The sequence below is a fragment of the Paenibacillus brasilensis genome, from assembly GCF_009363115.1.
GTDB classification, from domain to species: Bacteria; Bacillota; Bacilli; order Paenibacillales; family Paenibacillaceae; genus Paenibacillus; species Paenibacillus brasilensis.
The window spans coordinates 383,185-397,578 of record NZ_CP045298.1 but is presented as its reverse complement, the minus strand read 5'-3'; the positions used below and the strand labels follow the sequence as shown (position 1 = coordinate 397,578).

At 46.2% G+C, this 14,394-nt stretch carries 14 protein-coding genes; 13 read left to right on the top strand and 1 reads right to left on the bottom strand.

Annotated elements, in window-relative coordinates:
* Window positions 1-52 precede the first annotated feature (52 nt).
* The 3 genes from GCU48_RS01740 (at window position 53) to GCU48_RS01730 (ending at window position 4,142) form a co-directional block, all read left to right on the top strand.
* Window positions 53-1,816, top strand: a complete 1,764-nt coding sequence (locus GCU48_RS01740) for an ABC transporter ATP-binding protein (protein ID WP_152378837.1) — start codon at window positions 53-55, stop codon at window positions 1,814-1,816.
* On the top strand, window positions 1,809-3,659 hold the full coding sequence (locus GCU48_RS01735) for an ABC transporter ATP-binding protein (protein WP_152378836.1): 1,851 nt from the start codon (window positions 1,809-1,811) through the stop codon (window positions 3,657-3,659). Before GCU48_RS01740 ends, GCU48_RS01735 begins: the two co-directional genes overlap by 8 nt.
* A 252-nt stretch (window positions 3,660-3,911) precedes the next feature.
* Window positions 3,912-4,142 (top strand): hypothetical protein, encoded by a 231-nt coding sequence (locus GCU48_RS01730; RefSeq protein WP_152378835.1) that lies wholly within the window; start codon window positions 3,912-3,914, stop codon window positions 4,140-4,142.
* Window positions 4,143-4,200: 58 nt separating this feature from the next.
* On the opposite strand, the gene GCU48_RS01725 is transcribed toward GCU48_RS01730, so the two are convergent.
* Window positions 4,201-6,081: a S8 family peptidase gene (locus GCU48_RS01725; protein WP_152378834.1), complete on the bottom strand. Its 1,881-nt coding sequence runs from the start codon at window positions 6,079-6,081 to the stop codon at window positions 4,201-4,203.
* Between the two features lie 186 nt (window positions 6,082-6,267).
* Here GCU48_RS01725 and GCU48_RS01720 point away from each other — a divergent pair, with 186 nt between their 5' ends.
* From GCU48_RS01720 to GCU48_RS01675, 10 genes are all read left to right on the top strand, one after another.
* On the top strand, window positions 6,268-6,774 hold the full coding sequence (locus tag GCU48_RS01720) for a YpuI family protein (protein ID WP_152378833.1): 507 nt from the start codon (window positions 6,268-6,270) through the stop codon (window positions 6,772-6,774).
* Window positions 6,775-6,958: 184 nt separating this feature from the next.
* The gene (locus GCU48_RS01715; RefSeq protein ID WP_025719229.1) at window positions 6,959-7,186 is read left to right on the top strand and encodes a DUF1540 domain-containing protein; all 228 of its coding nucleotides are present in this window, start codon (window positions 6,959-6,961) and stop codon (window positions 7,184-7,186) included.
* Between the two features lie 44 nt (window positions 7,187-7,230).
* Entirely contained in the window at window positions 7,231-7,626 is a 396-nt protein-coding gene (locus GCU48_RS01710) for a hypothetical protein (RefSeq protein ID WP_152378832.1), read from the top strand.
* A gap of 167 nt (window positions 7,627-7,793) precedes the next feature.
* Window positions 7,794-8,492: a lytic transglycosylase domain-containing protein gene (locus GCU48_RS01705; RefSeq protein ID WP_025719226.1), complete on the top strand. Its 699-nt coding sequence runs from the start codon at window positions 7,794-7,796 to the stop codon at window positions 8,490-8,492.
* A 154-nt stretch (window positions 8,493-8,646) separates the two neighbouring features.
* Complete coding sequence (locus GCU48_RS01700) at window positions 8,647-9,795, top strand: cysteine desulfurase family protein (protein WP_152378831.1); 1,149 nt, start codon at window positions 8,647-8,649, stop codon at window positions 9,793-9,795.
* A 1-nt stretch (window position 9,796) separates the two neighbouring features.
* Window positions 9,797-11,023 (top strand): tRNA uracil 4-sulfurtransferase ThiI, encoded by a 1,227-nt coding sequence (gene thiI, locus GCU48_RS01695; RefSeq protein ID WP_152378830.1) that lies wholly within the window; start codon window positions 9,797-9,799, stop codon window positions 11,021-11,023.
* A 100-nt stretch (window positions 11,024-11,123) separates the two neighbouring features.
* The gene (locus GCU48_RS01690) at window positions 11,124-11,813 is read left to right on the top strand and encodes a helix-turn-helix domain-containing protein (RefSeq protein WP_167518625.1); all 690 of its coding nucleotides are present in this window, start codon (window positions 11,124-11,126) and stop codon (window positions 11,811-11,813) included.
* 20 nt (window positions 11,814-11,833) lie between these two features.
* Window positions 11,834-12,688 carry an IS3 family transposase gene (locus tag GCU48_RS01685; protein ID WP_152378828.1) on the top strand — a complete coding sequence of 285 codons (855 nt, stop codon included), beginning with the start codon at window positions 11,834-11,836 and terminating at the stop codon, window positions 12,686-12,688.
* A 235-nt stretch (window positions 12,689-12,923) separates the two neighbouring features.
* On the top strand, window positions 12,924-13,583 hold the full coding sequence (locus GCU48_RS01680; protein ID WP_025719218.1) for a TerC family protein: 660 nt from the start codon (window positions 12,924-12,926) through the stop codon (window positions 13,581-13,583).
* 160 nt (window positions 13,584-13,743) lie between these two features.
* Window positions 13,744-14,232 carry a hypothetical protein gene (locus GCU48_RS01675; RefSeq protein WP_025719216.1) on the top strand — a complete coding sequence of 163 codons (489 nt, stop codon included), beginning with the start codon at window positions 13,744-13,746 and terminating at the stop codon, window positions 14,230-14,232.
* Window positions 14,233-14,394 lie beyond the last annotated feature (162 nt).

The window sequence follows — 14,394 nt, the reverse complement described above, 5'->3', positions numbered from 1 at the left end:
TATTAAATTGCACCAAACACCTAAGATTTTCAGATAAAAGGAGAGCAACAGAATGCTGAAGATATTCAAATATCTCAAGAAAAATGAATGGAAGCTCGTGCTTTTCAGCCTTGCTTTCATCGTTGTGCAGGTATGGCTTGATCTGAAGCTGCCTGATTATATGGCAGAAATTACAACCAAGCTGCAAACAGCAGGAACACCTATATCAGAACTGCTGGTCCCCGGTAGTTACATGCTGTTGTGTGCCGTCGGCAGTATGATTGCATCTATTATTGTCGGCTATTTTGCGGCGAAGGTGGCGGCAGGACTGGCCATGCGTCTGCGTGCGATGGTCTTTGATAAGACCTTATCCTTCTCGATGGAAGAGATGAACAGCTTTTCGACGGCAAGCCTCATCACACGCTCCACGAACGATGTTACCCAGATTCAAACAGTGGTTGCGCTAGGACTGCAGGTGATCATCAAGGCACCGATTCTGGCTGTGTGGGCCATTGTGAAAATCGCGGATAAAAACTGGCAGTGGACCGCCTCTACAGGAGGGGCCGTGGCTGTCCTGACCCTGATGCTGAGTGTCATTGTTATTTTCGCTCTGCCAAGTTTCAAGAAAATCCAGCGTCTCACCGATAATCTGAACAAGGTAACACGTGAGCATCTGACCGGGCTTCGGGTGGTGCGCGCTTACAATGCCGATCAGTACCAGGAGGAGAAGTTCGGGCAGGCCAATGTCGAATTGATGAATACAAACCTGTTTGCGAACCGGTTAATGGCAATGGTTGGCCCGGGCATGACCTTTATTATGTCGGGTCTGAGTGTCTCTATCTATTGGATTGGCGCTTACCTGATTAACGGAGCGGCCGTGTCGGACCGCATTACGTTGTTCTCTAATATGGTCGTATTTTCCTCTTATGCGATGCAGGTGGTTATGGCCTTTATGATGGTAAGTATGATCTTCTTCCTGATGCCTCGAGCTTCGATTTCTGCGAAACGGATCATGGAGGTATTGAATACCGAATCCAGCATCGTTGACGGACATGAGACGGCTGGAGAAGAGGACGTTATGGGTCAGGTGGAATTCCGTAATGTCAGCTTCAAATATCCGGACGCGGAGGAGCCCGTGCTTCACAACATTAGCTTTACGGCAAAAAGGGGCGAGACGGTTGCCTTTATTGGCGCAACAGGCAGCGGCAAAACCAGCGTAGTCAATCTGATTTCCCGTTTCTACGATGTGACCGAGGGAGAGGTGCTCGTGGATGGTGTGAATGTCAGAAACTATAAGCAGCAGGCACTCCATAACAAAATCGGGTACGTCCCTCAGAGAGCCGTGCTTTTCAGCGGTACAGTGGCATCCAACGTTTCGTATGGCGATGACGGAAGAGCAGGAGCTTCGGAGAAACTCGTCAAAGCAGCCGTAGAGATTGCCCAAGGCACGGAATTTGTTGAAAAAATGGATGGTCAGTATCAGGGACGGATTTCACAAGGTGGAGCGAACGTGTCCGGTGGTCAAAAGCAGCGTCTGTCCATTGCGCGTGCCATTTACCGCCAGCCGGAGATTTATATCTTCGATGATTCCTTCTCGGCACTGGACTACAGAACAGACCGGATTCTGCGCTCCGCTCTTAAAAAAGAAACCGGCCATGCGACGACACTCATTGTTGCTCAGCGCATAGGCACCATTAAGGACGCTGACCGGATTATCGTACTGGAACAGGGGGAGATTGTAGGGAACGGCACACATGAAGAGCTGATGGTGAACTGCAGCACCTATCAGGAGATCGCTTATTCGCAGCTTTCGAAGGAGGAACTCGTACATGGATAAGAATGAACACACCGTCGGTAGTCAGGATATGAAAATGAAACAGCGAGGTCCCATGGGTGGAGGTCCTGCGAGGGGGATGGCTCCTGGTGAAAAAGCGAATGATTTTAAAAAGACCATCGTCCAGCTCTTATCCTACAGCAAGGCCTATGTGCCCGTAATTATACTCGCAATGGTGCTGGCCCTGGTCGGTTCCGCCTTCAATGTAATTGGTCCGGATAAGCTCAGCGATATTGCCAACCTGATCCAGGAAGGAATCGTAACAGGGGTTGATGTGAGTGCTGTCCAGAAGATTGTTTTTGTATTGGTGCTTTTGTATGGTCTGGGTCTTATCTTTAACTATTTCCAAGGCTTCATTACGGCAACCGTGTCACAGCGTCTTACAAAGAAGATGCGGACAGAGCTGTCCCGAAAAATCAATCATATGCCTTTGAAGTATTTTGATGCTACAAGCTACGGTAATGTGCTTAGTCGTGTGACCAACGATGTCGATACCATCGGTCAAACGTTAAACAACAGTCTCGGCACGCTTGTCAGCGCGCTGGCAACCTTCGTGGGTGCCCTGATTATGATGCTGTATACGAACTGGATCATGACCGTTACCGGGATTCTGGCTACGTTGATCGGTTTTTCCTTGATGACCGTGATTATGAAGCATTCACAGAAATATTTTGTAGCACAGCAAGCGGAGCTTGGCCAGATCAACGGTCATATCGAAGAAACCTATGCCGGTCATAACGTAGTCAAGGTATATAATGGAGAAAAAGCAGCCAAGGAAGTGTTCCATGGCATTAACGGCCGCTTATATACAAATGCATGGAAGTCCCAGTTCATGTCAGGCCTGATGATGCCGGTCATGATGTTCATCGGGAATTTCGGTTATGTCGCGGTCTGTGTCGTGGGCGCTTTGCTGGTGAATCAACATACTATAACGATCGGAACTATTGTAGCCTTCATGGTATATATTCGTCTGTTTACACAGCCTTTGTCACAGCTGGCACAGGCCGCAACCAATCTGCAATCTGCAGCTGCCGCCAGTGAACGTGTATTCGAATTTCTGGGTGAGGAAGAATTGGCGGATGAGAGCGACAAGACCGAGAAGCTGAACAACGCCAAAGGGAATATCGAATTTAAACATGTCCGTTTCGGTTATCACGAAGACCGTATGATTATCAAGGATTTCTCTATGAAAGCTGAAGCTGGTCAGAAAATTGCCATTGTTGGTCCGACAGGCGCCGGTAAGACAACGCTCGTGAATTTGCTTATGCGGTTCTATGAGCTGAACGGCGGGGAAATCTATATTGACGGAACCCCGATCAGCCAATTAACACGTGAGAATATTCATGAATTATTCTGTATGGTGTTGCAGGATACCTGGTTGTTTGAAGGAACGATCCGTGAGAATATCGTCTTTTCCAAACAGCATGTTACCGATGAACAGGTGGAAGCTGCGTGTAGAGCGGTAGGGCTGCACAGCTTCCTTAAAACACTGCCGCAAGGCTATGATACGATGCTGGACGATAAAGCCAATCTCTCTGCCGGTCAAAAGCAATTGATTACCATTGCAAGAGCCATGATTGAAGATGCACCCATGCTCATTCTGGATGAGGCCACAAGTTCGGTCGATACGCGTACGGAATTGCTGATTCAACAAGCGATGGACCAGCTGACTGTAGGTAAAACCTCCTTTGTGATTGCCCACCGGCTCTCAACGATCAAGAACGCCGATCTGATTCTGGTCATGAAGGATGGTAACATTATCGAAACGGGCAACCATGAGGAGTTGCTGGCTAAAGGCGGCTTCTATGCCGATCTATACAATAGCCAGTTTGAACATGCATCTTGAAAATAGCGTAGTCCCTATTTGAAAGCAGGATAGTAGCACTAATAGCATATCAGAGTAAAAGATAAACGTGTCTGGATGATCGCTGCGAAGGGCGATCCAGACACGTTTTTGGTGTGCTCAAAAGCTGTCCGATGTTTGATGAATTAGCTTAACCTATTTTATAGGGGATATTTGTATTGGGGGGTAAACATCCAAGCACAGGCCACTCCCTCTTAATATGCTGTATTAATTCACCGAAAGGAGTTGCACATTATGAGTCATTGCCCTTACGACCCGATCGTGTGTCCGCCGATCCAATTTGTAAATCATCAATTTTTCCCACAAGTCGTGCCTGTGGTTCATCCGATTGAAATTATTAATCAAAAGCACATTGTACCTGTACCTCACCACGTATTTCCAGTGAGTGTAAAGGATCCTGGAGATCCCTGCTGTCATACTCGCAGTCTTGGCAAGCGTCCCGTTCGCAGCAGCTCCAAGCGTTAAGAAAGACTAAAAAAAGCAGTCATGCTGTACACATGGCTGCTTTTTCCCAAAAGAAATTTTACATTTCCAGCTTCTTTAAAATAGATTTTAATTTGTCGCTCAGATGCTGTGGATACAATTGTAAAGGGACATATGGGCGTTGTGCTGCTTTTAACGCCTTATATACATCAATTTGACCATATCCGAAATATTTGTCATGTCCTGGTGTGCCTAAATCAATTACGTTACTTCTCATTAAATCCATAACCTCTTTATTGGTTAGATCGGGGTTAATTGACCGAATCAGGGCAGCGAGCGCTGACACATGTGGACTGGCCATCGAAGTGCCCGACAGAGCGGCATATTGATTCCCTGGATACGTGCTGGCTATACTTGCACCTGGAGCCATGACATCCACATAATCCCCATAATTGGAAAAAGCGGCACGGTGCATGGAAGAATCTGTAGCAGAAACGGCCAGCACTTCTGGGTATGCTGCCGGATAACCGGGACGTTCCGTATTATCATTGCCCGTAGCTGCAACCAGCACGACGTCTTTGTCATAGGCGTATTTGATTGCATCATGCAAAAATTCAGCTTGTGCATAATTGCCCAGACTCAAATTGATGACCTTGGCCCCGTGATCGGCCGCCCATATGATACCTTCTGCTACAGAATAGGTCGTACCGGAGCCGGATTGGTCGAGTACCTTGACCGGCATGACCTTGTTGTACCACGTCATGCCGGCCACCCCCTCGCCATTATTCACGAGTGCAGAAATAATTCCGGCCACATGCGTACCGTGACCAACGTCGTCATAAGGCTTTTCAGACGGTTTGACGACGTTATGGCCTGAAATAATTTGCCCCTTTAGATCGGGATGATCCATATCCACTCCTGTATCCACGACGGCAACGACTACATTCTTGCTGCCTTTGCTTAATCCCCAACCCCGGTTGGTTTCGGTGGCTGGCAGATTCCATTGATACCGTGAAAAGAGCAAATCATTAGGAATATTTCCATCTAAATTGAATAGCTTTTTTTCATTAGTTAGATACATATAGTGAGGTTCTGTATAAAGGGGTCTCCATCTTCTTGAAAAGTATTGCTTTAACTCCTTGTAGCTCATGTTGTCTGAATGAAACACGTAGGTGTAACCAAGCTTGCGACCAGGCTTACAGTGCAAATCTTTTGCGATTTGTCGCAGCTGCTGTTGATCGGGATTGTGACGGAAGCGAACGACGATTTCATTTTCAAAATAATGGCTCGCATTTTCGTTGTCATGGCCGGTTTTTACGGTAACATCGTGCAGGGTGTCGGGATGTACGGATTCGACCTTGTAGCTTCCTTCCTTTGGATAGGGAATCAAACGCAGATTCTTGCGCTGATGCTTCTCCACATCACGCAATACTTGCTGGCTAACCAGGGCGGCGACGCCATAAGTTCCGTCTGTCGATGGTTCGGCCATGACAAAATATTTCCCGCCATCGACCTCGAAAGCGGCGGATTCGTAGGATTTATTTTGCATGACGGAATGACGAGCCGCAGCAAGACTACTTTTGATTTGAGGATGACTCAGCAGACGGGTTTGTGCTTTGCTGCCTGTATAGGTAGTACTTTTCCCGTCACGCGTATGAATCCACTGTAACGTATGAAGATGGTTGTGCGATTGCTGCAGCTTGCGGGTAAAGCGTCTTTTCTGATCAGTGGTTTTGCCATGAAGCTCCCGCATGACGTATTGAATATCCTGTCTTGCATCCATGCGAGTGAGTGAATCCGTAGCGGATACGTCCAAAGCAAGTATTCCCTTTTTGAGTTGTTTCTCTTGCTGTGGTACCATTTTAGTCGAATAACTGGGCTGCGGTGTATGGCGGTGATCACGGGAAGGCAGCATTAGTGTGATGACAAGCACTCCGGCAGCTGCACCGAGCAGGGGCTTTAACCATTTTCGCCGAGACATGGGACCGTCCTCCTTAAGTGTTTATAATTTTATGGTTTAGCGTGAGGAGGTTGGCATGTTTTTATACCTTTCAGTGCTTATTTGTGGTAGGATAAATACTGAAAATTACAGCTCTTTCGGTTAGAAGGGACTATTTTCGGGTAACCAAATTGATGAACAAGCAACAAATAAGGGGGAGCTGCCTTGATGTCAGCAGTCAACGTACAAAAATTATGTGAGTCGGCGCAGGAGAAACTGAAAACTGTCGTGAAACGTGTGGAAACATTCCTCAATGAGCATGCCCTGCCGGAGCTGGCTGTGGATGGAAATGAGGAGTCCGTACTTTTTTATAAAGGTTTTTTGTCGGACCTCCGCTATATCCTTGTTTTTTCCGAAGTATCTTATGAAAAGCTGGGTGTGGCTTTGCGCCGGGCCAACTTTGATGTCGATTTTGCGGAAAAGGCATTGTATAACGTTTACCATGACTGCGTGAACAGCTTTTTTTATCCCAAAAATGAATCTTACACAGAGGATGGACGCTATGCTTATACGGGACAAGATGCTATTCGCTTCCGTAAAACGCCTGTGCCTGCCGCACGCGAAGTGATCATGGACATCACTAAAAATTTTGAAGAGCTGCGTGATGATTTGACTTATTATGAAAGTGATTATCTGACGCAGCGCCGTATGCAGACTCGCCGTACTCATGTTTAAGCATTTCACAGGTGGGTCGTTTTTAATCGAAAACTAAAACAAGACAAGCAAGCCGTTTTCTCTTGCTTCCTGCCAGTTTGGAGGAGGTGAAGAAAGCGGCTTTTTTCGTATGTCACCAACTGCCATATAACAGATACGCATAGGCGCGAGTAAGTGAGGGGAAAATGAATCCGAGGTGATGATCATGAGCCAAGAGGCCAAGCCAATAGTTAAGTGCAGCGTAGCCAATTGCCATTATTGGGGAGAAAACAACTTTTGCAAGGCGGATTTGATCATGATTGAAGTTGATGGTCATGCCGGTAAGAAATTTAAGGAAGAATACGCAGGAGAAAGCTTCAGCTCAGAAGAACGCGATAAAGCTGATACGTCTGCCGCCACTTGTTGCCATACTTTTAAGCCAAAGTCTTTGTAAAAACTCATAACGTCAATCATTCGCATTTGGAGGTGCAGTGTATTATGGAGGATCATAAAACGGAAAAGCATCAAAATGAAGAGCATATTAGCCGTGAACGAGTAGATTACCCACGTCATATTGATAAGCACTCCACCAAGCGACGTAATCACAATGAAGAATATGCCGCAGAAGTGGCTCCCGGGTCGAAAGTCGCAACTCGAGATCATGACAAGGGTGAACAGAAGGCTATAAATAACAGTGGTCGTATTTCCGGTTACATTGGTATAGCCGCAGGAATTGCGTCCCTGTTTATGTGGTCTATTGTATTGGGGCCAATTGCTGCAGTTTTAGGTTTTTTTGCTTATGTAAATGGCAGCAAAACGACAGGGATTTGGTCGATTGGACTTGGTGCCCTCGCGACATTGAGCTATTTCGCTTTTATCCCGTTCGTTCGTTGATCCTGTAGAGGAATAAGAAAGGTTTAATTATAAAAGCTCCACTGTCTTTTCGACAGTTCAGGAGCTTTTTTTCGTTAAAAGGTATGGCAGTACATAGCAAAAAGTTGTATCATTAGCAGTAACGACTATTTTGGGATACAACAACTACAGAAAGTTGGGAACACTACATGCAAATTGATCCGCGCGTGTCCAAATCCATGTTAGACATGCAGCTGTTAAATAATATGAGTGCTACAACCCAAACGGGCACAACGGATGCTTTTTCCGGATTGCTGGAGCAAGTAGGTCAGTTGGATACAGATGACGCCGCAACTCGTGAGAATTCTAGCGATGTTACCCGAGATGAAAATGGGTTGCTTTGGCTCCAATTGGGACCTTCGAAGGGAGCAGCTTCTCCTTTCGCGGTATACCCTGCCCCTTCCAGTACAGCAAGCGACGGACCTACAAAGCCTACTGCGTATGACGATTTGATTAACGAGGCTAGCCAAAAATACGGGGTTCCGGTAGCTTTGATTAAAGCGGTTATTGATACGGAATCTTCATTTAATCCGTCGGTCACTTCTTCAGCTGGAGCCAAAGGGCTTATGCAGCTTATGGATGCTACCGCTCAAGGTTTGGGAGTTAGTGACCCATATGATCCTGCACAAAACATTGATGCTGGCGTTCGTTATTTGTCTTACCAGATTAAACGTTTTAATGGACAGGAAAATATGGCTTTGGCAGCATATAATGCAGGCCCTGGACGGGTGCAGCGTCTTGGTGTAAGCACTGATGAGCAATTGATGGCTATGCTGGATAAGCTTCCATTAGAAACTCAAAAATATATTACCAAAATACAGAACGCACGTGAAAAATATACGATTTAAGTCCTATAGCTATTAAATAAATGTGCATAATTTCAATTAGATCAGATCCGCAGACAGGATCAATATGGGGAAAGGGTGTCGCTGGAATATAGCGGTCTTTCCCTGTTTTGGTCTTTTTTTGTTGCAGTAGTTGTAGGAAAGAAAGGGGAGCTCTATGAGATATTTTGATTATGCCGCGACAACTCCGCCTTTTGAAGAGGTAATTACAACAATTGCCGAGGTCATGAGACGCCATTATGGCAATCCGTCTTCGATGCATCGTTATGGAGAGGATGCAGATAAGCTGCTTAAGCGCTCACGGGAAGTGTGTGCTATGGCTTTGGGCGTGCGTCCGGCGGAGATTGTATTTACATCCGGGGCAACTGAAAGCAATAATCTGGCCATTAAGGGTGCAGCTATACAATATCAAGCCAGAGGCAAACATATCGTTACTGTATCGACAGAGCATCCGTCTGTATATGAGGCTTGCAAACAGTTGAGGGATCAGGGCTTTGAAGTTACGTACTTGCCCGTTGATGCGGAAGGGCATGTCAGTGCTAAACAGGTATGTGACGCTGTTCGTAAAGATACGATTTTAGTCAGTATCATGCATGTTAATAATGAGACGGGAAGGGTACAACCGATGCAAGACATCGGGGTTGCACTGAAGAAACAGTTTCCCCGTGTATTATTTCATGTTGACGGTGTACAGGGCTATGGAAAGCTTCCGGTTGATATCCGGGGCTGGCAGGCTGATCTGTACAGTCTCTCTGCGCATAAGCTGCGCGGACCCAAGGGTGCTGGACTGCTGTTCGTTCGGGAAGGTGTAAAGCTTTCGCCACTGCTGAGTGGCGGCTCTCAGGAGCAGGGCTTGCGTGCAGGTACCGAAAATGTACCTCTGCTTGTTGGCATGTCCAAGGCAATACGGCTGGCGGATGAACGGCAAGCTGAGACAGCTCGGCGTATGATCGAGTGGAGGGATCGGGTAGTCGCAGAAGTGGAGACGATTCCTCAGTTGCGGCTGAACAGTGGGAATGAAGCGCCGCATATTGTCCATTTTTCGTATCCGGGTATGAAGGCTGAGGTGCTGTTGCATACGCTGGAGCAATTGGGCGTGGCGGTATCAACCAAATCGGCCTGTTCCTCGAAATTGGCCGAGCCCAGCCGGGTGCTGCTGGCGATGGGATGCAGTGAGCTGGAAGCATCCGGCGGCATTCGTATCAGCTTCGGAGACGAGCACACGGAACAGGATATCGACGAGCTTATCCTTGCGTTGCGGCAGGCTGTAGCCAAGCTGGAATCCCTTGAAAGGTGGAAACATTAAAATGCATTATGATATGCTGTTACTTCGCTTCGGTGAATTTACATTAAAAGGGAAAAATCGCACCCGTTTTGAAAAGGCGGTATTAAATCACGTGAAGCTGCTGCTCAAGCCGTTTCCTGGCGCTTCTTTGCGGAAGGAATTTGGACGAATTTATGTGGTTCTCGGAGGAGAGCCTTATGAGCAGATCATTCAGGTGTTGAAAAAAGTGTTTGGTATCACTACGATTAGCCCTGTCAAAATGGCTCCTGCCCAGCTTGATGCAATAGTTAAGACCGCTGTAGCTTTGATGCGTGAGCTGAATGTGGCAGAAGGTACAACTTTCAAGGTAAATGCCCGTAGAGTGTGGAAGGAGTTTGCTCATTCTTCCCATGAGATGAACCACATGATTGGTTCCCCTATATTGCGAGAGTTTCCGGCGCTGAAGGTCGATGTGCATCAACCGGATATCGAGCTGCGTGTGGAGGTCAGAGAACAGGCAGCTTATATATTTAGCGATATTATTACGGCGGTAGGGGGCTTTCCGCTAGGTACGAACGGCAAGGCCATGCTGCTCCTGTCCGGTGGAATTGATAGCCCTGTGGCAGGCTGGTCTTCCATGCGCAGAGGTTTGGAAATCGAATGTGTTCATTTTTATAGCTATCCGTTTACAAGTGAGCGCGCGAAAGAAAAGGTTATTGATTTGGCAAGGGTATTGGCTGCCTATGCAGGGCAGATTAAGATCCATCTTGTGCCATTCACGGAGGTGCAGACGGCTTTTACACGCACTGGCCAGGATAATCTAATTATTACTCTCATGAGGCGATCTATGCTGCGAATTGCAACGATGCTGGCTGAGCGTGAAGGGGCGCTGGCACTTGTGACGGGTGACAGTCTGGGTCAAGTAGCCAGCCAAACATTATCCAGCATGAATGTGATTGGCCGTTCAACGGAGCTGCCTTTATTGCGGCCTCTCGTCATGATGGACAAACAGGAAATTACGGAAATCGCGAAGCAAATTGGTACCTACGATCTATCCATTCTCCCTTATGAGGATTGCTGCACATTGTTTGTTCCCAAATCCCCGACGACCAACCCCAATTTGTGGGTTGTTCAAAAAATTGAAGCCTCAATTCGGGATTTGAATGCTCTGATCGAGCAGGCTGTGGCTGCAACCGAGACGGTCGTTCTTGAGGCAGGTGGGTCTATGGAGGGCCGCAAGGAAGAAGTTGTGCAGGAAGATTGGTTTTAAGGCATAAAAAAGGCAGACCATCAGTGATGTGATATGCTCCCATCATAGTAGACAGTAGAAAAAACAAAACTCTACTTCTACCATGATGGGAGTTTTTGTAATGTCCAAAAGAAGCCCGATTTCATATGAAATCAAGATTCAGGTTGTAAGGCGTTGCCTGCAACATGAATCCAATCCCAACCATGAGGCAAAACAACTGGGGGTCCATAAAAACACGGTTACCGATTGGATAAGAAAATACAAGGTAGATGGAGAAGAAGGATTAAGAGAATCCAGGGGATGGAAATCTTACTCCAAGGAGCTAAAACTATCTGCCATTCAAGATGTACTCTCTGGTGAATACTCTGTACGAGCGGTGGTGAAAAAGTACCATATTTCGAGTAAATCTGTGTTAGAGAGCTGGATTTCCAAGTATACTGAAGGGGTGAAAATGAAACCAACTCGGAAAAGGATTGAATCCCCTCATATGAATAAAGGACGGAAAACGACTTACGAAGAACGTATTGAAATTGTACAATTCACCATCGCCCATGATTTAGATTACCAGAAAGCCATCGACAAGTACGGTGTCTCTTATCAGCAAGTGTACGCATGGGTTCGTAAATATCATGCGAATGGTCATGAAGCCTTAAAAGACCTCCGAGGTCGTAAAAAGCCGCTAGAAGAGCTAGACGAGCAGGAACGGTTAAAGCTTCGGATCAAGGAACTCGAGGCACGAAATGAGCATTTGGAAATGGAGAATGCACTCGCAAAAAAGTTGGCAGAGATCCGGCGAAGAAATACACGTTAACCTTTGTTCGGCATGCAGACATCTATCAAGCGATTACAGAACTGCATGCCGAGAAAGGATATGCGATCACCAAGCTCTGTAAGCTAGCAGGAATCGCCCGATCTGCCTATTATAAGTGGCTGAAATGGATGCCATCCAACAGGGAACTTGAAAATCTTGCACTAGCCGAGGAAGTCAAGCGTCGCTATGACAAACGAAACGGGATACTCGGTTATCGCCAGATGCGTACTCAGTTGAATCGTAAGCTTAAAAAAAGTTACAACCGTAAACGGTATTACCGCATCATGCGAGCCCTTGAATTAAGGGCAGTGATTCGCAAAAAGCGGCCAAATTACGTGAAAGCTCCAGCCCTTCATATCGCTGAGAATGTCATGAACCGAAAATTCCAAGCGGAGGCCCCCAACCAAAAGTGGTGCACCGATGTAACAGAGTTAAAGTACGGAAATGGCCGCAAGGCCTATCTGAGTGCCATTATTGATGGATATGACAACTCTGTTGTTTCATGGGTGCTCAGCCATTCCAATAACAATGAGCTTGTCATGAATACGGTAAAGAAAGCTTATAAAAGAAACCCGAATGCTACGCCGCTCTTGCATAGTGATCGCGGCTTTCAATATACTTCGCTGGAATACAAACAACTTCAAAAGAGATACAAGTTTACAAAAAGTATGTCTCGTGTAAGCCGGTGTTTGGGCAACCAACCCATTGAACGATTCTGGGGTACCTTTAAAGCAGAAAGCTTTTATCTGGAGAAGTACGATACGTATGACCGTCTCCTTCGTAGTGTAAGAACTTATATCCATTATTACAATAATTTTCGATACACCGAACGACTAAACGGCTTATCCCCTAACGAATATCGACGAGCAGCTTAACTAAGAAAAATAATCCCCTCAGTTTTGATAATCGAGGGATATTAAATACTAATGATTTTGTTTTTTAGTCTGTCTACTTGACAGGGAGCACTTCAGAGTATATTAATACCCGTTTTTCGGAAATACGATTAATTATATTGCTGTTCACTGCCGATTTCAAGGCTTTTACACAGCAAATTGACAAGCATAGCCTTCTCCTGTTTCGCATACAAGTAGGATGGGGGTGTTTGTACACATGGAGCATATCATTTTGCTGCTAAAAATATTAATGATCAATTTGGTGTTAAGCGGTGATAATGCGGTTGTTATAGCTATGGCGAGCAAAAACTTGCCTGAAAAACAGCGGAGCCAAGCTATATGGTGGGGGGCGATTGGCGCCGTTGGCCTGCGCTGTGTCCTGACTTTTGTAGCTGTCTTATTGCTGCGCATACCCTTTATTCAAGCAGCGGGTGGCCTACTTCTGTTATGGATTGCGTTTAAACTGCTTTACGACAATGAGGATCATGTTGGAATAAGAGCTGAAACCAGCATATGGAAGGCTATACAGGTGATCCTGGTAGCAGATTTTGTAATGAGTCTGGATAACGTATTAGCTATCGCAGCGCTTGCGAATGGAGATATCGCTATTATTGTCATCGGCATTGCGATTAGCATTCCAATTGTCGTCTGGGGCAGCAATATTATTGCGATCTGGCTTCACCGTGTCCCTGTACTTGTTTTGCTTGGGTCTGCAATTTTAGCCTTCACGGCAGGAGAAATGCTGCTGCGTGATTCCAGATTGGGCGTATGGTTAGCGAGTGCAGGGGAAGTTTTACATGCAGGGTTACCGGGACTGTTGGCTGCAGTAGTTATCGTTGTTGGCACTTATCGCCAGTTGCGAGCCCGCCACATTTGAACGTAGTTTTTTTGGAAAACATCGGCTAAACTATACATAGGGTTTTGCAGATGCCGGGGATTTTGCTCGGTTTTTGTAAATACGCTATATTCATAAAAATACACTTAAAAACAATCACATTAAAAAACACAAACAAATTCAGCAAGCAAAGGAGACCGCGATGAATTCCAGAAAAGAGCGTATGATCGGAGTGGGCATTGTTGCCGTAGGACTGATTATTTTGTTGGGAAAACTGGGGGCATTCTCCTTTTTGGGACGAACCTTTTGGCCCTTGCTGATTTTAATCCCAGGAATTGTACTGCATGCGATGTACATGATGCGTAAAGTATCCCCCTTTATGCTGCTGCCGGCAGGCATTTTGACGATTTATGGCCTGTTATTTTCTCTTTGCAACACCTGGGGCTGGCATTTAATGGCCTACCTGTGGCCTTTGTTACTTCTTGGTGTGGCGATCGGATTGTGGGAATACGCCATTAATGATTTATCTCTGTCTCGTAACGTACACACAGGTGGTATCATTTTAGGCTTGGTTTCGGTGATTTTATTGATGATTAGCCTGTTAAGAACAGGCATTATTTATATTATTGCAGTTTTACTGATCGGGGCTGGAGTCTGGCTGGTCGTGAACAACCGTGGCAGACGCAAATAGTAGCACGCCAAGCGGTGCAGATTTCATGGCGGTAAATTACGGAACAGGGAAGAATGTCTTGCTTTATGACATATTTCAACTATAATATAATGGATATGATAAAAGCGTCGGAATGATTTCTGACGCTTATTTTAAGGTTTTCACGCGAATCGGAGAGAGAAG